At 67.1% G+C, this 19,170-nt stretch carries 19 protein-coding genes; 10 read left to right on the top strand and 9 right to left on the bottom strand.

What is annotated here, in order from left to right; translation table 11 throughout:
• Positions 1 to 722: 722 nt before the first annotated feature.
• On the bottom strand, positions 723 to 1,607 hold the full coding sequence (locus ACPUER_RS28905; protein WP_175963362.1) for a transcriptional regulator GcvA: 885 nt from the start codon (positions 1,605 to 1,607) through the stop codon (positions 723 to 725).
• 96 nt (positions 1,608 to 1,703) lie between these two features.
• Between ACPUER_RS28905 and ACPUER_RS28900 the strand changes: the two genes are divergently transcribed.
• From ACPUER_RS28900 to ACPUER_RS28855, 10 genes are all read left to right on the top strand, one after another.
• Positions 1,704 to 2,330, top strand: coding sequence for a chromate transporter (locus ACPUER_RS28900; RefSeq protein WP_425132754.1), 627 nt, complete (start codon positions 1,704 to 1,706; stop codon positions 2,328 to 2,330).
• Positions 2,327 to 2,854, top strand: a complete 528-nt coding sequence (locus ACPUER_RS28895; RefSeq protein WP_152864145.1) for a chromate transporter — start codon at positions 2,327 to 2,329, stop codon at positions 2,852 to 2,854. Before ACPUER_RS28900 ends, ACPUER_RS28895 begins: the two co-directional genes overlap by 4 nt.
• A 58-nt stretch (positions 2,855 to 2,912) precedes the next feature.
• Complete coding sequence (locus ACPUER_RS28890; protein ID WP_175963364.1) at positions 2,913 to 3,632, top strand: YoaK family protein; 720 nt, start codon at positions 2,913 to 2,915, stop codon at positions 3,630 to 3,632.
• Positions 3,633 to 4,116: 484 nt separating this feature from the next.
• Positions 4,117 to 5,238, top strand: coding sequence for a porin (locus ACPUER_RS28885; RefSeq protein ID WP_111017804.1), 1,122 nt, complete (start codon positions 4,117 to 4,119; stop codon positions 5,236 to 5,238).
• Positions 5,239 to 5,613: 375 nt separating this feature from the next.
• Positions 5,614 to 5,841 (top strand): hypothetical protein, encoded by a 228-nt coding sequence (locus ACPUER_RS28880; RefSeq protein ID WP_175963365.1) that lies wholly within the window; start codon positions 5,614 to 5,616, stop codon positions 5,839 to 5,841.
• Positions 5,842 to 6,085: 244 nt separating this feature from the next.
• Positions 6,086 to 7,441, top strand: coding sequence for a glutathione-disulfide reductase (gene gor / locus ACPUER_RS28875; protein WP_425132753.1), 1,356 nt, complete (start codon positions 6,086 to 6,088; stop codon positions 7,439 to 7,441).
• Positions 7,442 to 7,537: 96 nt separating this feature from the next.
• Positions 7,538 to 7,903 (top strand): hypothetical protein, encoded by a 366-nt coding sequence (locus ACPUER_RS28870; RefSeq protein WP_310135514.1) that lies wholly within the window; start codon positions 7,538 to 7,540, stop codon positions 7,901 to 7,903.
• Positions 7,904 to 8,015: 112 nt separating this feature from the next.
• Positions 8,016 to 8,684 (top strand): CsgG/HfaB family protein, encoded by a 669-nt coding sequence (locus ACPUER_RS28865; RefSeq protein ID WP_425132762.1) that lies wholly within the window; start codon positions 8,016 to 8,018, stop codon positions 8,682 to 8,684.
• Between the two features lie 66 nt (positions 8,685 to 8,750).
• Positions 8,751 to 9,194, top strand: coding sequence for a DUF4810 domain-containing protein (locus tag ACPUER_RS28860; protein WP_175963368.1), 444 nt, complete (start codon positions 8,751 to 8,753; stop codon positions 9,192 to 9,194).
• Positions 9,195 to 9,204: 10 nt separating this feature from the next.
• Positions 9,205 to 9,870 carry a DUF799 domain-containing protein gene (locus tag ACPUER_RS28855; protein WP_425132752.1) on the top strand — a complete coding sequence of 222 codons (666 nt, stop codon included), beginning with the start codon at positions 9,205 to 9,207 and terminating at the stop codon, positions 9,868 to 9,870.
• 124 nt (positions 9,871 to 9,994) lie between these two features.
• On the opposite strand, the gene ACPUER_RS28850 is transcribed toward ACPUER_RS28855, so the two are convergent.
• The 8 genes from ACPUER_RS28850 to ACPUER_RS28815 all read right to left on the bottom strand — a co-directional run.
• Positions 9,995 to 11,296, bottom strand: coding sequence for an FAD-binding oxidoreductase (locus tag ACPUER_RS28850; protein WP_310135509.1), 1,302 nt, complete (start codon positions 11,294 to 11,296; stop codon positions 9,995 to 9,997).
• Between the two features lie 20 nt (positions 11,297 to 11,316).
• Entirely contained in the window at positions 11,317 to 12,621 is a 1,305-nt protein-coding gene (locus ACPUER_RS28845; protein ID WP_425132751.1) for an NAD(P)/FAD-dependent oxidoreductase, read from the bottom strand.
• Between the two features lie 112 nt (positions 12,622 to 12,733).
• Positions 12,734 to 14,308, bottom strand: a complete 1,575-nt coding sequence (locus ACPUER_RS28840) for a DUF3138 family protein (RefSeq protein ID WP_425132750.1) — start codon at positions 14,306 to 14,308, stop codon at positions 12,734 to 12,736.
• 101 nt (positions 14,309 to 14,409) lie between these two features.
• Complete coding sequence (locus ACPUER_RS28835) at positions 14,410 to 15,249, bottom strand: ABC transporter permease subunit (RefSeq protein WP_034179243.1); 840 nt, start codon at positions 15,247 to 15,249, stop codon at positions 14,410 to 14,412.
• Entirely contained in the window at positions 15,246 to 16,232 is a 987-nt protein-coding gene (locus ACPUER_RS28830; protein ID WP_175963373.1) for an ABC transporter permease subunit, read from the bottom strand. Before ACPUER_RS28830 ends, ACPUER_RS28835 begins: the two co-directional genes overlap by 4 nt.
• 10 nt (positions 16,233 to 16,242) lie before the next feature.
• Positions 16,243 to 17,397, bottom strand: a complete 1,155-nt coding sequence (locus ACPUER_RS28825; protein ID WP_175963374.1) for an ABC transporter ATP-binding protein — start codon at positions 17,395 to 17,397, stop codon at positions 16,243 to 16,245.
• A 206-nt stretch (positions 17,398 to 17,603) separates the two neighbouring features.
• Positions 17,604 to 18,701 (bottom strand): polyamine ABC transporter substrate-binding protein, encoded by a 1,098-nt coding sequence (locus tag ACPUER_RS28820; protein ID WP_425132749.1) that lies wholly within the window; start codon positions 18,699 to 18,701, stop codon positions 17,604 to 17,606.
• A 61-nt stretch (positions 18,702 to 18,762) separates the two neighbouring features.
• Positions 18,763 to 19,170 (bottom strand): aminotransferase class III-fold pyridoxal phosphate-dependent enzyme (locus tag ACPUER_RS28815; protein ID WP_425132748.1); only part of this gene is annotated, 408 nt, incomplete at its 5' end.

Genomic DNA, 19,170 nt, shown 5'->3' with positions numbered 1-19,170 from the left:
CCTGGCTTCGGCGCTGCGGGGCGTACGACATCCCGCAGCCGTCGCCGCCCGCGCGCTTGTCTGCGCGCGGGGCGGCGGCCGGCGGCAATGCCCGCGCGAACGGCGCGGGACGTCGTCGCGGCGCGTATGCGCCCGGCAGGGGCTTCCCGGGGGGCGCCTATCGAATCGAGGCGTCGTGACGTCGGGTGACGGTGCGGACCGTGTCGGCGCATCGGATGTCGACGGTGCGAAGTCGCGCCGCCGGCATCAGCCGATGCGTCACAGGAGCAGTGATAGGAACAGTGAGGCGAGACAGCAGCCGTGTGACGGCCGAAATGATTTTCGACATGATTTCCCCGACCTGCTTGATGAATGTTTGTCGCCTGCATCGAGCCGCTTGGCCGTGCAGTCGTTTTTGTCTGCACGGTTGCATGAGCAAGCAGCGGGCCAGCGCGCGGATTGCCGCGCGGACAGGGGCCGAGCGGTCGCTGCCTGCAGCCGTGCAACGTGTCGGAGGCGGTAATGTTTCAGGCGTGAAACCTGCGGCGGCAGAGCCGGTCGGCGGCGCGCCGGGCCTGGTGCGGAACGGCCGGACCGAAGGGGGATCGCAGGTGCGGCGCGACGGCGATTCCGCAGGAGAAACGGACGCGCCGCATGCGGAACGGTTTCAGCCTTGCAACGCGTGCGGGGCGGGGCGGTGGCGCATCGCTGCCGTTTCGATCAGGCGCCGGGTGCGCGGCGCGTCATGCGTTCGCATTCGACTGCGCTTCCAGCCACGCGCAGAACTGCGCGACGAGCGGATCGTCGGCCGGCGCGCGCGGCGCGATCCACCAGTAGCTGCGCGTCGCGATGCGCGGCCCGGACAGCGGCATCACGAGCCGGCCGCTCGCGAGCTCGTCGTCGATCAGCGGCAGCGGGCCGAGCGCGACGCCGAGCCCGTCGACGGCAGCCTGCAGCGCCAGGTAGAAGTGGTCGAACGACTGCCGCTTGCGCCCCTTCATCACGACGCCGGCTGCCGCGAACCAGTCGCGCCAGCCTTCCGGCCGCGTATCCGAATGCAGCAGCACGTGCCGTGCGAGATCGTCCGCGCGCGCGATCGGCGCGCGCTTGAGCAGCGCCGGGCTGCAGACCGGAATCACGCTTTCGTCGAGGAAGTGGCCGCTCGTGCAGTTCGGCCAGTGGCCGGGGCCGCGGCGGATCGCGACATCGAAGCCGTCGAGCGCGTCGAGCGGCGCGTTCGACGTCGACAGTTTCAGTTCGACGTTCGGCACGTCGCGCTGGAATCGCGACAGGCGCGGCAGCAGCCATTTCATCGCGAAGGTCGGCAGCGCATTGATGCGCAGCACGCGCGCAGCACCCGTGTTGCGCAACTGCTCGGTCGCGTGCGCGATGCTGTCGAACGCCGCACGCACGGTGTCCAGGTAACGGCGGCCTTCGTCGGTCAGCTTCACGCGCTTGCCGTAGCGGTGGAACACCGGCTTGCCGAGCCACGCCTCGAACGCGGCGATCTGCCGGCTGATGGCACCGTGAGTCACATGCAGCTCGTCGCCGGCGGCGCTGAAGCTTTCATGTCGTGCCGCTGCTTCAAAGGCCCGAAGCGCGGAAAAGGGCGGGAGATCGCGTGCCATGCTTGTGATTCTAGATCACAAGGGTGCGCCGATAAAATCGTTTTGCCGGGATCCTGAACGGCGGTAACCTCGGCTGACCGTTTGATGAGGATCCCCATGCAATCCGTTTCCCCGCAGCCTGCCGCGCCACCTCGCAGCGTCGGTCTCGCCGAGCTGTTCACCGGCTTCCTGTCGCTCGGCCTCATGTCGTTCGGCGGCGCGCTGCCGTTCGCGCGGCGCACGATCGTCGACGAGCGCAAGTGGCTGTCCGCCGACGAATTCACCGATCTGCTCGGCCTGTGCCAGTTCCTGCCGGGCGGCAACGTGATCAACCTGTCGGTTGCCGTCGGCATGCGCTTTCGCGGCATCGCCGGCGCGTTCGCGGGCATTCTCGGGCTGATCGCGGGCCCGACGCTCGTCGTCGTCGCGCTCGGCGTGCTGTACGCGAAGACGCAGAACGATCTGCACGTGCAGCACCTGTTCGCGGGGCTCGCCGCCGCGGCCGCCGGGCTGCTCGTCGCGATGGCCGTGAAGGTCGCGAAGCCGCTGCGGCACGCGCGCGCGGCGGCTGGCATCGCGGCGCTCGCGTTCGCCGCGATCGCGGTGCTGCGCATTCCGCTGCTGACCACGATGCTCGTGTTGACACCTGTCAGCGTCTGGATCGCGTCGCGGCGTCGCGACGCGGGCACGCCGCAGCCGGCGCAGGTTGTGGTGCGAGATACGCAGCCCGGAGGCCGGCCATGAACGACACGCTGGTCGCGATCGCGACGATCTTCAGCCAGTTGTCGCTGCTCGCGTTCGGCGGCGGCAATACGATCCTGCCGGAGATGCAGCGGCAGGTCGTCGACGTGCATCACTGGATGAGCGCGCACGAGTTCACCGCGCTGTTCGCGCTGGCCCAGGCGGCGCCCGGGCCGAACATGATGATCGTGTCGCTGGTCGGCTGGCACGTGGCCGGCTGGGCCGGGCTGCTCGTCGCGTCGCTCGCGAAGTTCGGGCCGTCGTCGATCGTCACCGTGCTTGCGCTGCATGCATGGGAGCGCTTTCGCGACCGGCCGTGGCGCCGCTACGTGCAGCAGGGGATGATGCCCGTCACGGCCGGGCTCGTCGCGGCGAGCGCGGTGCTGATCTCCGACGCGTCGAACCGCACGGCGATCCAGTGGGGCATCACGGCCGCCTGCGCGCTGCTCGCGTGGCGCACGCGCATCCATCCGCTGTGGCTGCTCGCGGGCGGCGCGCTGATCGGGCTCACGGGCATCGGGCAGTGAGCGAAGGACAAGCCATCTCCCGTGCCGCATACTGGCGCGAATTTTCACGGGAGGATCGATGGATCTCGACGGCGCCAGCCGCAATCTCACCGTCGCCGCGTTGCTGACGCTGTCCGGCGGCTACCTCGACGCGTACACGTACGTCGGCCACGGCCACGTGTTCGCGAACACGATGACCGGTAACGTCGCGCTGCTCGGCATCAACCTGTCGGCCGGCGAATGGGCCGCCGCGCTGCATCACGTGCCGCCGCTCGTCGGCTTCGTGATCGCGGTGTTCGTCGCGCACCTGCTCGGTCTCGCCGCGCAGCGCGGCTGGATGCGGCATACCGCGTTCGCGAGCCTGATCGTCGAGATCGCGTTTCTCGGCGTCGCCGCGAGCGGCCTCGTCGGCGCGTCGAGCGCGTGGCTGATTCCGGGCATCTCGTTCGTCGCGACGCTGCAGACGCTGTCGTTCACCCATCTCGAGGAACTGTCGTACACGTCGGTGATGACGACCGGCAACCTGCGGCGTGCCGCGCAGAAGCTGTTCGTCGGGTTGATCCCGCGCTACGACGCGGGTGCGCTGCACGACTCGGCGCTGCTCGCGACGATCAGCTTCTGCTTCCTGGCCGGCGCGGTGGTCGGCGGCCTCGTGACGCGGCTCGCGCCGGACGTCGCGCTGTGGGGCGCCGTGCTGCTGCTTGCGGGCGCGTTCGCGGAGATCGTGCGGCGCGCGTGGCGTCGCGCGGGGAGCGGCGGCGGCAGTAGCGACGACGACGGGGCGGCGCAAGCGGCCTGATGTGTGTTTTACGCGGCAGCCGTTGGCGCCGCGTTCCGGATTGACCGCGTCACCGCTTAATCAATTCACCGAGTCACTACCGAATCACGATCCGCCGGCGCACCCGAACGTGGGCCGGTTGCACCGGTCGCGCCCGCTGCCGGCCTTCGCGACATGTTCCGGTTGCATCGACCGCGCCAACCCGCCCGCCGCGATACGCCATTTACCGCGTCGCACCATCGCCGACCCTTACAGTGCCGTGCACACCCGCCGATGCCGTCGCGAACCGTCCCGCCGGCGCGCGACGCAAGCCCGGCACGGCCCGGCGCGGGAAACGTTGTTCCCGGGCGACAGTCGCGCGATTACCGCGCGTTTCAATTTCTTTCAGCGATTGCACTCGTCTTATGATTCAAGCCACATCGCACATGCCAAGAGCGTGTGCGATCGCCACCCGGCTGCGCACGCGGCCGGCAATGAACGGAGACACCCACAAAAAGGAAAGCTCATGAAGCAGACCACCCGACTCGCAGCCATCGCAGGGGGCGCCGCGCTCGCATTCGCCAGCCAGTACGCGGCTGCACAAAGCTCGGTCACGCTCTGGGGCGTCGCCGACGTCAGCGTCCGGTATCTGACCAACGCGAACGCCAAGAATGACGGACTGCTGTCGATGTCCAATGGCGCGATCACCAACAGCCGCTTCGGCATCTACGGCACGGAAGACCTCGGCAGCGGCCTGAAGGCCGTGTTCAACCTCGAAAGCGGCGTGAACCTGCAGAACGGCGCATTCGCCGACAGCGGCCGCCTGTTCAACCGTGCGGCATACGTCGGCCTGCAGAGCCCGTACGGCACGGTGACCCTCGGCCGCCAGAAGACGCCGCTGTTCGATCTGCTGTCGGATACCTACGATCCGCTGACGGTCGGCAACTACCTCGAAAATGCATGGCTGCCGGTCGCACTTGGCGGCGGGCTGTATGCGGACAACCAGATCAAGTACACGGGCAAGTTCGCGGGCCTGACCGCGAAGGCGATGTACTCGACGGGCACCAACTACGAATCGACCGGCGCCGGCGGCTTCTCGGGCCAGATTCCGGGTTCGCTCGGCAAGGGCAATGCGTGGGGCGTGTCGCTGTCGTACGTGATGGGCCCGCTCAGCATCGCGGCCGGCGCGCAGCAGAACAGCGACAACTCGGCGCGCAAGCAGACCATCTACCACGCGAACGTCGTGTACGCGTTCAGCAAGGCGAAGGTCTACGCGGGCTACCTGCGCTCGAAGGACGACACCGGCTTCGTCGACAGCCTGCTCGCGCAGCAGACGATTCCGGTCGCGAAGGGCACGGGCCGGATCGACGACGGTCCGTTCGCGGGCGTGAGCTGGCAGGTCAGCACGCCGCTGACGTTGACGGGCGCGTTCTACTACGACCACATGCGCAATGCGATGACCGCGAACGGTACGCTCGCGAGCGGCAACCGCTACGCGATCGTCGGCATCGCCGAGTACGCGCTGAGCAAGCGCACCGAAATCTACGGCACCGTCGACTTCAACAAGACGAACGGCGCGGCGAATGTCGAGCTGCCGGGCCGCAGCAACCAGACGGGCATCGCGATCGGCCTGCGCAATATCTTCTGACGAACGTCGGAACGCACGCGCCGGCATTCGTCCGGCACGCATCGAAGAGGCTCCGCAAGGCGCCTCTTTTTTTTCGTCATGCGGCGTTCATACGCGCACACGACTATTCGGCAATCGCTTCATCACGGATTCCCCGCGCCGTAAGCGATCCGTCGGCATTCCAGAACATACTTTTACAGTACGCGCGAACGCTTTCCGCTACGCTGCGTGCATCGTCCGCTGCGTGCCGCCGTGCACGCGCGTGCGTCGTTCCGGTGGCGCTCGTCGAGCGTGGCCGGCCTGGTGCGTAACTTGTGTATCCGGTGATGACAGACACGGTCTGCCGGTTTTTTTCGTGGGACGATCGGCCTCACGATTTCTTGAAAGGGGATGACGATGGGTATCCTGGACACCGTGGGCGAAATCGCCGGTGCAGTGGCGGCAGTCGAAGCCGCGGAAAAGCTGGATCCGGATGCGGGCCTGCTGACCAAGGCGGCAGCGGCCGTCGCCGGCTTCAAGGGCGCCGAAGCGATCGAGGGCATGCTCGAGAAGAAGGAAGAGAAGCCCGAACAGGCGGCGGACGATACGCAGGCGACGGACGGCAGCGACACGTCGCAGGCATGAGCATGGCGGCCGGTTCGGCCGCGGGCGCGCGCCTCGCGCGCCCGGGCGGACCGGTGCCGCGCGGCCGGCAGGTCGGGCATGTGGTCGATCGGTGACGCATGGCACACCCGGCAGCTGGTTTGACCGGCGAGAGGCGACGCTTCTCGCCGTTTTTTATCGGGCGCGCGCCGGGTCGTGCCGTGCGCCGCAAGAATTCCGGAATCTTGCTATCGTGCCGTCATCCGAACTGCGATGAGGCAATGCGATGGATTTCGACTACGACCTGTTCGTCATCGGGGCCGGCTCGGGCGGCGTGAGGCTCGCGCGGATGTCGGCGTCATACGGCGCGCGCGTCGGCATAGCGGAACAAGAGCAGATCGGCGGCACCTGCGTGCTGCGCGGCTGCATTCCGAAGAAGCTGCTCGTCTACGCATCGCACTACCCGCACGAAGTCGAGGACGCGCAGGGCTTCGGCTGGACCTTCGGCGCCGGCACGCTCGACTGGCCCGCGCTGATCGCCGCGAAGGATCGCGAGATCAATCGGCTGAGCGACATCTACATCAATTTGCTGCGGCAATCGGGCGTCGAGATGCACGCGGGGCGCGCGACGCTCGTCGATGCGCATACCGTCGCGATCGGCGAACGCACGATCCGTGCGCGCCACATCGCGATCGCGACCGGCTCGCGTCCGTCGCTGCCGCATCGGCCCGGCATCGAGCATGCGATCACGTCGCGCGAGGCGCTGTCGCTCGCGACGTGTCCCAAGCGCATCGCGGTAGTCGGCGGCGGTTATATCGCGGTCGAGTTCGCGGGCATCTTCAACGGCTTCGGCAGTCGCGTCGACCTCTTCTATCGCGGCGAGAAGATTCTGCGCGGCATCGACGACGACGTGCGTCGATTCCTGACCGACGAGATGACGAAGCAGGGCGTCGCGATCCACGCGCGCACGGTGGTCGAATCGATTTCCCGCGCGGACGACGGCACGCTGAGCGTGCGCGTCGGCGATGCGCAGCACGGGCCGTACGACGCGGTGCTTTATGCGACCGGCCGCGTGCCGAATGTCGACGGGCTCGGGCTCGAGCAGGCGGGCGTGATGCTCGACGCACGCGGCGCGATTGCGGTCGATGCGTATTCGGCGACGTCGGTCGCGTCCATCCACGCGATCGGCGACGTCACGTCGCGGCCGCAGCTCACGCCGGTGGCGACGCGCGACGGCGGGCTGCTCGCACGCACGCTGTTCGGCGGGTCGCGCGTCGCGGCCGATCACGAATGGGTGCCGTCGGCCGTGTTCAGCCAGCCCGAGGTCGCGACGGTCGGGCTGACCGAGGCCGATGCGCGTCGCGCGTATGGCGACGTCGACATCTACCGCACGTCGTTCAAGGCGCTGCGCCACACGCTGTCGGGCCGCGACGAGCGCACGCTGATGAAGCTCGTCGTCGCGCGCGACAGCCAGCGCGTGATCGGCGCGCACATGGTCGGCCGCGATGCGGGCGAGATCATCCAGGGGATCGCGATCGCGATTCGCGCGGGCGCGACGAAGGCGCAGTTCGACGACACGATCGGCATCCATCCGACCGCGGCCGAGGAGTTCGTGACGATGCGGCAGAAGGTGGCCGACTAGCGGCGCGGGGTGACGCACAGACGCGCCGGCGGCATAACAATCGGGCGCATTCGATTTCCTGCCCCGATTGCTTTCCACATTCCGGGATGTTGAATCGTGTCTTATTCGGCATTTATCGGTGTGCGCCAATCGCCGATCATCGCGCTCGCGATGGCATCGGCCAATGAGCAGTGGACAGGGAGCGCGGCGACCGGGTTCGTCCAGCGTCGATTCCGGGCGATCGCCGCCGCCGTGCTGCCGCCACACGAAATTCGTCAATTATCTAAAACACGTTCCGTCTCGATAAATACGTTTGGTATCATCGCGCAAAATCATACGGGGGGCCGTATCATGCGCGATCAACAGCGCAGCATCCGCAATAACGGGGTAACGGGCGCGCACGTGCATGTCGCGTGTTCTGCCGCCTTTCCGCTTTTCGCCGCGACACGCCTGTTGCGCGCATCTTTCCTTCGAATATCGTAGTCGCCCGTCCGGCGATGAATCAGGCCGCGCGTGCGCCGCGTCGATGCGCGCACGTCCGTGCCGACACGCCCGTTCCGGGCATTCTTTCCACGCAAGGAGACCGGCAGTGAAAATCCAGACACGACGCACCGTACTCGTGGCGGCAGCGGTCGTCGCAGCGCTGTCCGGCTGCGCGACCGAATCGTCGCGCACGCTCGACGTGCCGGCCGTGAGCAGCGCGCAGAAGCCTTACGCGGGCAAGCCCGTTGCGATCGCGGTCGGCAAGTTCGACAACCGCTCGAGCTACATGCGCGGCATCTTCTCCGACGGCATCGACCGCCTCGGCGGACAGGCGAAGACGATCCTCGTCACGCGCCTGCAGCAGAGCCGGCGCTTCAACGTGCTCGATCGCGAGAACCTCGACGAGATCAAGCAGGAAGCCGGCTTCATGAAGAAGGCACAGGCGGTGAAGGGCGCCAACTACGTGGTGACGGGCGATGTGACCGAATTCGGCCGCAAGGACGTCGGCGATCACCAGTTGTTCGGCATCCTCGGCCGCGGCAAGACGCAGGTCGCGTACGCGAAGGTCAACCTGAACATCGTCGACACGACGTCGGAAGTCGTCGCATCGAGCCAGGGCGCGGGCGAGTTCAGCCTGTCGAACCGCGAAGTGATCGGCTTCGGCGGCACGGCCGGCTACGATTCGACGCTCAACGGCAAGGTGCTCGACCTGGCGATCCAGGAGGCCGTGAACCATCTCGCCGAACAGGTCGACGCCGGTGCGCTGAAGACCGCGCAGTAAGCGCTGCAGGCGCCGGGGCCGGCGCCGCATGCGATCGATTCACCACGACATCAAAGAGAAAAGACCATGAAACGGGGTAACTGGCTGCCGGCGACGGCCGCCGCATTGCTGCTCGCCGGCTGCGCGAGCTCCACGCCGCCGCTCTATCAGTGGACGGGCTATCAGCCGCAGGTGTACGAATACTTCAAGGGGCAGAAGTCGCCGCAGGAGCAGATCGACGCGCTCGAAAAGGCGTTGCAGGACATCCGCGGGAAGGGCCATATGCCGCCGCCGGGCTTCCATGCGCATCTCGGGATGCTGTACGCGAGCGTCGGCAACGAGCAGCAGGCCGAGCAGGAACTGCAGGCAGAGAAGCAGCTGTTCCCGGAATCGTCGACCTACATGGATTTCCTGCTGAAGAAGAAGACCGGCGCAGCGAAGCCCGCGGATCAGAAGGCTGCCGGGCAGAAGGGTGCCGACCAGACGATCGCCGGGCAGAAGAACGCCGATACGAACACCGCCAAACAGTGACGCGCCCGCCATGTTCAAGACTCTCTCATTCAAGCTGATGTCCGTGCTGTCGATCGTCGCGCTGCTGAGCGCGTGCGCGCACCCGGTGAAACGACCCGATTACACGGCGTTCAAGAAGAGCCAGCCGCGCTCGATCCTCGTGCTGCCGCCGATCAACGAGACCTCGGACGTCGCGGCCACCTACGGGGTGCTGTCGCAAATGACGCTGCCGCTCGCCGAGTCCGGCTATTACGTGGTGCCGGTCGCGGTGATGGACGAGACGTTCAAGCAGAACGGCCTGACCAACGCGGCCGAGATCCAGGGAACGTCGCCCGCGAAACTGCGCGAAATCTTCGGCGCGGATGCCGCGCTGTATTCGAAGGTTTCGCAGTACGGCACCGTATACCGGATTCTCGCGAGCGCGACGGTCGTGTCCGCATCGGCGAAGCTCGTCGACCTGCGCACGGGCGACGTGCTGTGGCAGGGCCGGGCGAGCGCGAGCAGCGACGAGGGCGGCAACAACGGCGGTGGCGGCCTGATCGGCATGCTCGTGGTGGCCGCGGTCAAGCAGATCGCGAACACGTTGATGGATCAGAGTCACGACGTCGCCGCGTTCACGAGCGGCCGGCTGTTGTCGGCCGGGCCGCCGAGCGGGTTGCTGTATGGGCCGCATTCGCCGAAGTACGGCACGGACTGACCGACTCAGGCTGCCCCGCTGCATAGGGGCATCGAAACGGAGCGGCCGCGCACGTCAGGTGCGCGGCCGTTTTGCGTCGATCCGGCCGGAAAAATGCGGAAAGCGGCCGGCGCCGCGCAGCGGCTCAATGCACGCCGAACGCGTCGAGCAACCGGTACCAGCTCATCGCGAGCACCAGCGCCGGCGTGCGCAGTGCCGCGCCGCCGGGGAAGTCGCGATGCCGGATCTTGCCGAACAGGTCGAAGCGGCTCGCCTGTCCGTCGATCGCCTCGGCGATCAGCTTGCCCGCGAGCGCGGTCGTGTTCACGCCGTGCCCCGAAAATCCCTGCGCGAAGTACATCGTCGGCGCGACGCGGCCGAAGTGCGGTGCGCGGTTCATCGTGATGTCGACGAAGCCGCCCCATGCGTAGTCGACCTTCACGTCCGCGAGCTGCGGGAACGTCTTCAGCATGTCCGCGCGCATCGCGGCCGCGAGATCGCGCGGCTCTCGCGTCGAGTAGCTGACCTTGCCGCCCCACACGAGCCGCGTGTCGGGCGCCGGCCGGAAATAGTCGAGCACGAAGCGGCTGTCGCAGATCGCCGCGCGCGCGGGCATCAGCGCGGCGGCGCGCGCTTCGCCGAGCGGTTCCGTCGCGATCACGTAGGTGCCGACCGGCATGATCTTCTTCGCCAGCGCGGGCGCGAGCGTGCCGACGTAGGTATTGCATGCGAGCACGACGAAACGCGCGCGAACGTTGCCGCCGCTCGTCTCGACGACGTGGCCGCCCGCGACGTCGCGCACGCGCGTCACGCAACTGTCCTCGTGGATCCGCACGCCCGCGCCGGTCGCCGCACGGGCGAGGCCGAGCGTGTAGTTGAGCGGATGCAGGTGGCCGCTGTCCGGGTCGTACAGGCCGCCGCAATAGCGGGCGGACTGCACGTAGTCGCCGAGTTCGTCGGCTTCGACGAAGTGGAAGCGGTCGTAGCCGAAGCGCTTCGCGGCTTCGTCGCGCCAGCGCTTCAGCGCATCGGCGTCGCGCGCGGTGTTCGCGGCGGTCAGGTAGCCGGGCACCAGCGCGCAGTCGATGTCGTGCCGCGCGATGCGCGACTTCACGAGCGACAGCGTTTCGAGCCCCATGTCCCAGATGCGCTTCACGTCGCCTTCCGGCATGAATTGCCCGAACGTGTCGATGTCGCACGCAAAGCCGCCGATCAACTGGCCGCCGTTGCGGCCGCTCGCCGCCCATCCGACCCGCGACGCTTCGAGCACGGTTACCGAGTGGCCGCGCTCGGCGAGGTTGAGCGCGGCGGACAGGCCCGTGAGGCCCGCGCCGATCACGCACACGTCGGCGTCGGTCGTGCCGCCGAGCAGCGCGTGGCGGGTCGTATCGTTGGCGGTCGCCGCGTAGTAGGACGCGACGTGCGGCTGGTTGGCGAATGTCTGCATGGTCAGGAGAACGGAGAAAGTCAGAATAGCTCGCGCACGCGGTGGTACAGCATTCCGAGTTCGAGCGCGGGTTGCCGCCATGCGTCGCCGCCGGGGAAGCGCCGGTGGCGCATGCGCGCGAACAGGTCGAACGCGCGCGTGTCGCCCGCGATCGCGCCGGCGACCGCGCGTCCGGCGATGCCGGTGAGCGCGACGCCGTGCCCGCTGAAACCCTGCACGTAGAAGAAGTTCGGATCGAGCGCGCCGAAATCCGGCGCGCGGTTGCGCGTGACGTCGACGAAGCCGCCCCACGCGTGGTCGACGCGCACGTCGGCGAGTTGCGGAAACACGCCGGCCATCCGTTGCCGGATCGTTTCGGCGAGCGTCGCGGGCGACGCGCCGGCCGAATTCGCGCGGCCGCCGAACAGCATCCGGTGGTCGGCCGACAGCCGGAAATAGTCGAGGAAAAAGTTGTTGTCGCACACGGCTTCGCGCCGCGCGATCAGTGCGTCGGCGCGTGCCTGGCCGAGCGGCTCGGTCGCGATGATGTACGACGCGATCGGCGCGATGCGCGCGGCGGTCGCGGCCGGCAGCACGCCGCCGGGGCCCGCGTTGCAGCACGATACGACGTAGCGGCAGCGCATCTCGCCAGACGGCGTGCGTACGACGGGCCGCACGCCGCGCACGATGTCGAGTGCGGGCGTGTGCGCATACAGCGCGACGCCTTCGCGGCGTGCGGCATCGGCGAGGCCCAGGCAATACTTGAGCGGATGCAGGTGGCCCGACAGCGGATCGTGCACGCCGGCCAGGTAGCGCGTCGACGCGATGCGCGCACGGATCGCGCCGGTGTCGAGCCACGCGAGCGACGGATGGCCCCAGCGCGACGTCGCGGCATCCATCCATGCGCGCAGGTCGTCGATGCGGCGCGGCTTCGTCGCGACCGTCAGGTAGCCGCGTGTGAAGTCGCAGTCGATTCCGTAGCGCGCGATCCGCTCGGCGATCAGCGCGACGCCGTCCAGCGACAGCGACCACGCGGCGCGCGCGCCGTCGGCGCCGAGCTGCCGCTCGATCTCGTCGTCCTTCGCGAAGCCGGTGATCGCCTGGCCGCCGTTGCGGCCCGATGCGCCCCAGCCGGGCCGGTGCGCATCGATCACGGCGACCGACAGCCCGCGCGCGCGGCAGTCGAGCGCCGTCGACAGGCCCGCGAAGCCGGCGCCGATCACGCAGACGTCGACGTCGATTCCATCGTCGAGCGCAGGATCGTCGACCGCGGGCCGCGTGGCCGTCGCTTCGTAGTACGAGTCGCGCGCGAGCGCATCGGCGCGGCGGGTGAAAGACTGTGTCATCAAATCGGCTCCCTCTTTACGGCTGGCATTCGGTGCGCGACGCACCGCGATCCGGCCGGCAAAAACGGCGCGGGACGCCGTGCACGCGGCACGGCGTCCCGCGTGTGCTGCGTCAGAACGAATAGATGAACTGCGTCGCGAGCAGGTCGTTGGACTTGCCGTACGAACCGTCGTTGCGCAGGAACACCTTGTTGTTCGCCCAGTCGTGCCGGTATTCGACCTTCACGGTGATCTGCTGGGTCGGATAGAACAGCAGGTCGAGCGCGACGTCCTGGCGCACGGCGCCCTTGCACTCGAAGCCCAGGCCGCCGCCGGCCTTCGACATCGCGAGGCAGTCCGCGTCGACGCCGAAGCCGTTGTTCGGATCCATCCCGTTGCCGTTCAGCGCGATGCCGCCGCCGCCGCCGCCGTTCTTCGTATTGGCGAGCAGGTCGTAGCGCAGTGTCACGCCCATGCGGCCGACCACCGGCGCGTTGAACTTGCGGTGCGCGAGCAGCGACAGGCCGTACCATTGCGCGAGCCCGCCATTGAACGCCGCATGCTGCTGCCTGCCGTAGTCGACTTCGGCGTTGTACTGAATATCGGCAAGCGTGTAGGTCGCGTCGAGTTCGCCGAAGAAGAACGAACCGTATGCGCTCGGCGCCGCACCGCCCGGGCCGTAGTGGACGACGCCCTGGTCGTCGATCGCGCTCGCGAGCGTCTGCCGCCCGATGTTGAAAGACCCGCCGATATCGAGCGCGCTCGACCACGTGTAGTCCGCGCGCGCGGTGAAGGTCGGCACCTTGTTGCTGGTGCTGATCGGATCGCCGAGCGCATTGGTGCCCGTCTGCGTGACCGAACCGTACGTGCGGTACTGCTCGTTGCCGAGGAAGAACTTCCACGCCCAGTTGCCCTTCGTGTAGTTCGCGCCGACACCGACGTAGCTGCCCGGATCCGAGAAATCGTACAGCAGGTTGTGCGTGAGCGTGAGCATCTGGTTCGACTGCTGCACCTCGTAGCCGCCGAAGCTCGGGATCAGGCCGGCGACCAGCGTCGTCGTGGCGGTGATCGGCACGTTGATGACCGCCGTGTTCAGCAGGTTGTCGGTGATCGAGCCGCGCGAGTTCTGCAGCAGCGTGATGCCGTTGCCGCGGTTCGGCATCAGCGTGATCTCGGCCGACGGCGCCATCGGGCCGACGCCGAAGGTCTTCTTGATGTCGAGGTAGAGATCGCCGAACGTGCTGTTGAAGTAGTTGTATGCGTTCTCGTGGTTCGCGAACAGGAACGACGACGTGCCGGCCGCGCGGTTGTAGATGTAGGTCGGATCGATGTAGCCCGTCACCGACAGGCCGGCGAGCGGGCCCGTGTTGGCCGCGTCGGTCAGCGAGTCGACCTTCAGCTGCTGGTTCGCGATCTGCTGCTTCATGTCGCTGACCTCGTCGTTGGTCAGCGTGGCCTGTGCGCGGCCGTAGTCCGGTGAGCCCGGATCGACGGCCACCGCGACGGACTTGCCGGCGACGGCCGCACCGGCCTGCGCGACCACGGCGCCGCCCGGCTTCGCGGCGAGCTGCGCCTGCATCGCCTTCATCTGTTTCTGCAGCGCCGCGACCTGCGCCTGCAGCGCCTTGATCTCGGCGGATGTCGAGCCGGCCAGCGCGATGCCCGGCAACGCGCCGGCCACCAGCAGGCAGATCAGTTTCTTCTTCATTGCGGATTCTCCTTGTCGTGCGCCAGTCAAAGTGCGATCGGTTCGCGCGCCGAATGGGGCGGCGCGCGGGTCTTGTTATCGAGGAAAGGGAAAGGGGAGGCTCACGCCACCGCGAACGCCGCCTTCATGTCGGCCACGCGGCGCCGCTCGCGCGCGATCATCATCCGGTTCACGACGATCACGCCGATCGTCACGGCCGTGATGAACAGCGTCGCCAGCGCGTTCATCTCCGGGTTCAGCCCGAGCCGCACGCGCGAGAACACCACCAGCGGCAGCGTCGTCGAACCCGGCCCCGACAGGAACGCCGACAGCACCAGGTCGTCGATCGACAGCGTGAACGACAGCAGCCAGCCCGACAGCAGCGCCTGCGAGATCAGCGGCAGCGTCACCACGAAGAACACCTTCAGCGGCGTCGCACCCAGATCGAGCGCGGCCTCCTCCAGCGACTTGTTCATCTCCTTCACGCGCGACTGCACGATGATCGCCACGTACGACACGCACAGCATCACGTGGCCGATCCAGATCGTCACCATCCCGCGGCCCTTCGGCCAGCCGAACATCTGCTCCAGCGCAACGAACAGCAGCAGCAGCGAGATGCCCTGGATCACTTCCGGAATCACCAGCGGCGCGTTGATCATCCCCGTGTACAGCGTGAAGCCCCTGAAGCGGCCGAAGCGCGCGAGCACGAAACCCGCCCACGTGCCGATCACGACCGACGCGGTGGCCGTCAAGAGGCCGATCTTCAGCGACAGCCACGCGGCGCTCAGCAGCTCGTCGTCCTGCCACAGCGACGCGTACCACTTCAGCGAGAAGCCCGACCACACCGTCACCAGCTTCGACTCGTTGAACGAGTACACGACCAGGCTGATGATCGGGATGTACAGGAACAGGAAGCCGAAGGCGAGAACGCCCGTCGACAGCGGTTTGCTCGGCTTGATCATTTCGCTTCCTCCAGTTCCTTGACCTGGTAGTACTGGAACAGCGCCATCGGCACCAGCAGCAGCATCACCATCGCGACCGTCACCGCGGACGCCATCGGCCAGTCCATGTTGTTGAAGAATTCATCCCACATCACGCGGCCGATCATCAGCGTGTCGGCGCCGCCGAGCAGTTCCGGAATCACGTACTCGCCGACCGCCGGGATGAACACCAGCAGGCTGCCGGCGATGATCCCGTTCTTCGACAGCGGCAGCGTGATCCGCGTGAACGCGACCCACGGCCTGGCGCCGAGGTCGTACGCGGCTTCGAGCAGCGTGAGGTCCATCTTCACGAGGTGCGCGTACAGCGGCATCACCATGAACGGCAGGTACGAATAGACCATCCCGATGTAGACGCCCGCATCGCTGTGGTACAGCCGCAGCGGCGTGTGGATGATGCCCAGCGCGATCAGCGTGTGGTTCAGCAGGCCGTCGTCCTTCAGGATGCCGATCCATGCGTACACGCGGATCAGGAACGACGTCCAGAACGGCAGCATCACGGCCATCATCAGCACGTTGCGCCGGTTCGGTTCCGCACGCGCGATGTAGTACGCCATCGGATAACCGATCAGCAGGCACAGCACCGTCGACACGGCGGCCATCTTCAGCGAGCTGAGGTAGGTCGCGATGTACAGGTCGTCCTGCAGCAGGAACGCGTAGTGCGACAGCTGCAGCGCGAAGTGCACGACGCCGTCCTTGAACTCGACGAGCGACGTGTACGGCGGGATGCCCATCACCTGGTCGGCGAAGCTGATCTTCAGCACCAGCACGAACGGCAGCGCGAAGAAGACCGTGAGCCACAGGAACGGCACGCCGATCGCGACGCCGCGGCCCGACGGCAGGAAGCGCGACAGCGCGGCGAAGCGGCCCGGGCGAGCCCGGCCGGCGCCGGTGCTCGCGGCGCCGGTCGACACCGGCGCGGACGGAGTGGAAGCGGAGGTTCTCATCGTGTCGTCCTCACTGCGTCAGCACGACGCCGCTGGCCGGCGACCACGACACGAACACGTCGTCGTTCCAGGCCGGTGCCGCGTCGGTCAACAGATGCGAGCTCGACAGGTTCGACACGACCGTCTTGCCGCTCGGCAGGCGCACGTGATACAGCGAGTACGCGCCCATGTACGCGATGTCGGTCACGACGCCGCGCGCCCAGTTGTGCTTCGATCCCGGCTTCTCGCGCGACACGTGCACACGCTCCGGGCGCACCGAGATGCCGACCGGCATCCCGAGCGGGCCGGTCACGCCGTGGCTCACGTACATGCGCGCCTCGAGGTCGTCGCTTTCGACGAAGATGTGATCGGGCTCGTCCTCGACGACGCGCCCTTCGAACAGGTTCGTCGAGCCGATGAACTCGGCCGAGAAGCGGCTGTTCGGAAATTCGTACACCTCGCCCGGCGTGCCGATCTGCACGATCCTGCCTTCGCTCATCACCGCGAGGCGGCTCGCCATCGTCATCGCCTCTTCCTGGTCGTGCGTGACCATCACGCAGGTCACGTCGACCTTCTCGATGATGTTAACGAGTTCGAGCTGGGTCTTCTGGCGGATCTTCTTGTCGAGCGCGGACATCGGCTCGTCGAGCAGCAGCAGCTTCGGGCGCTTGACCAGCGAGCGCGCCAGCGCGACGCGCTGCTGCTGGCCGCCGGACAGCTGGTGCGGCTTGCGCTTCGCGTACTTGCTCATCTGCACGAGCGCGAGCGCATCGGCCACGCGCTCCTTGATTTCGTTCTTCGGCGTGCCTTCCTGCTTCAGGCCGAACGCGACGTTCGATTCGACCGTCATGTGCGGGAACAGCGCGTACGACTGGAACATCATGTTCACCGGGCGGCGGTACGGCGGCAGCGACGCGAGATCCTCGCCGTCGACGAAGATCTTGCCGGAGGTCGCCGTTTCCAGCCCGGCGAGCATGCGCAGCAGCGTCGACTTGCCGCAGCCCGAGCTGCCGAGCAGCGCGAACAGCTCGTTTTTCGCGATCGTCAGGTTCACGTTGTCGACGGCCGTACTGTCGCCGAATTTCTTCACGACGTTTTCGATGCGCACGAACGCGTCGTTTTGCGTACGGGCCGCGGCGGCCGGTTGAGTCTGTCGTACAGCAGCGGAAGAGGGTATCGATTGCATGGGAGTCACCATTCGTTCTTCACGGATTGCAGGCGTGAGCGTCCCCGCACGAGGCGCGCAACGCGACTCGCGGACAACGGCTCGTGCCGGATGGAACAGTGCGCGCGGCGCGCGCGGGCGGACGGAGGTCCGCGAATCTCAGGCGAGCAGGCGTGGAGCGATGCCTGCGCCGCCGTGATGCATGGCGATCAGTGGCCGGTTTTCAGCTACGCCCACAGACGGTTCTCGAGGCGCAGGATGTCGGCCGGCATCGGCTTCATCAGCACCATCTTCTTCAGCACGTCTTCAGGCGGGTAGACGGTCGGGTCCTGCGCGACGGCCGGCGTGACGAACTGGTGCGCGGCCTTGTTCGCGGTCGGGTAGAACACCGTGTTGGTGATCGCCGCGTTGACCTTCGCGTCGGAGACGTAGTTGATCCACTTCAGCGCGGCCTCGGGGTGCGGCGCATCCTTCGGGATCACCATCACGTCGAACCACAGCAGGCCGCCTTCCTTCGGGTTCGAGAACTTGATGTCGTACGAGCGCTTCGCTTCCGACGAGCGGCGGTGTGCGATGCCGACGTCGCCCGACCAGCCGAGCGCGACGCACACGTCGTTGTTCGCGAGGTCGTTGATGTAGCCGGACGAGTTGAACTGGGTGATGTACGGGCGGACTTTCTTCAGGACTTCGAATGCAGCCTGGTAGTCGCCGGGGTTCTTGCTGTTCGGATCCTTGCCCATGTACTGCAGCGTGGCGGCGAACACGTCGACGGCCTGGTCGAGGAACGACACGCCGCAGCTCTTCAGCTTCGCCATGTTGGCCGGATCGAACACCAGTGCCCAGCTGTCGACGGGCGCGTTGTCGCCGAGCGCTTTCTTCACTGCCTGCACGTTGTAGCCGATGCCGTCCGTGCCGTAGGCCCAGGGGACGCCGTACTGGTTGCCCGGATCGGCATCCGAGATCATCTTCATCAGCAGCGGGTCGAGGTTCGCGAGGTTCGGGATCTTCGACTTGTCGAGCTTCTGGTACACGCCGGCCTGGATCTGCTTGGCCATGTAGTTCGACGTCGGCACGACGATGTCGTAGCCCGAACTGCCGGCAAGCAGCTTCGCCTGGAGCGTATCGTCGCTGTCGTAGTTGTCGTACTTGACGTGGATACCCGTCTGCTTCTGGAAGTTCGGGATCGTGTCCGGTGCGATGTAGTCGGACCAGTTGTAGACATTCAGCTCGTCGGCATGCGCCGACGGGCTGGCGACCGACGTGAACGCTGCCGCGGCGGCGAGGGCGGCAACGGAACAGGCTTGGCGAAGAAAGCAGGCACGCATGGTGGAGTTCCCCTGGTTATGGCAGCGTGCGGCGCCCGCCGCACGCCTGTAGGCAAGGCCGTTACGAAATACCCAGTTGCTGGGTGGTTGCATCGACGGCCTTCTTCGCCTTCGACACGAGTTCATCGATTTCCTGACGCGAGATCACGAGCGGCGGCGACAGCAGCATCCGGTCGCCGGTCGCACGCATGATCAGGTTGCCGTTGAAGCAGAAGTCGCGGCAGATCGTGCCGACGTCGCCGCCGTTCGCAAAGCGGCGGCGTTCGGCCGGCGCTTCGGCGAGCTGCAGGCTCGCGACGAGGCCGTGGCCGTGCACTTCGCCGACGATCGGGTGACGCGCGAAGGTTTCGCGCATCAGCGCCTGGAAGTACGGGCCCGTGTCGTTCTTCACGCGCTCGACGATCCCTTCGTCGCGCAGCAGCTTCAGGTTCGCGACCGCGACGGCCGCGGCGACCGGGTGACCCGAGTA

It is taken from the genome of Burkholderia sp. DN3021 (assembly GCF_049805555.1).
GTDB classification, from domain to species: domain Bacteria; phylum Pseudomonadota; class Gammaproteobacteria; order Burkholderiales; family Burkholderiaceae; genus Burkholderia; species Burkholderia pyrrocinia_C.
Note: the sequence above shows the minus strand (reverse complement) of the source record. Positions and strands in the feature narration are given on the sequence as shown.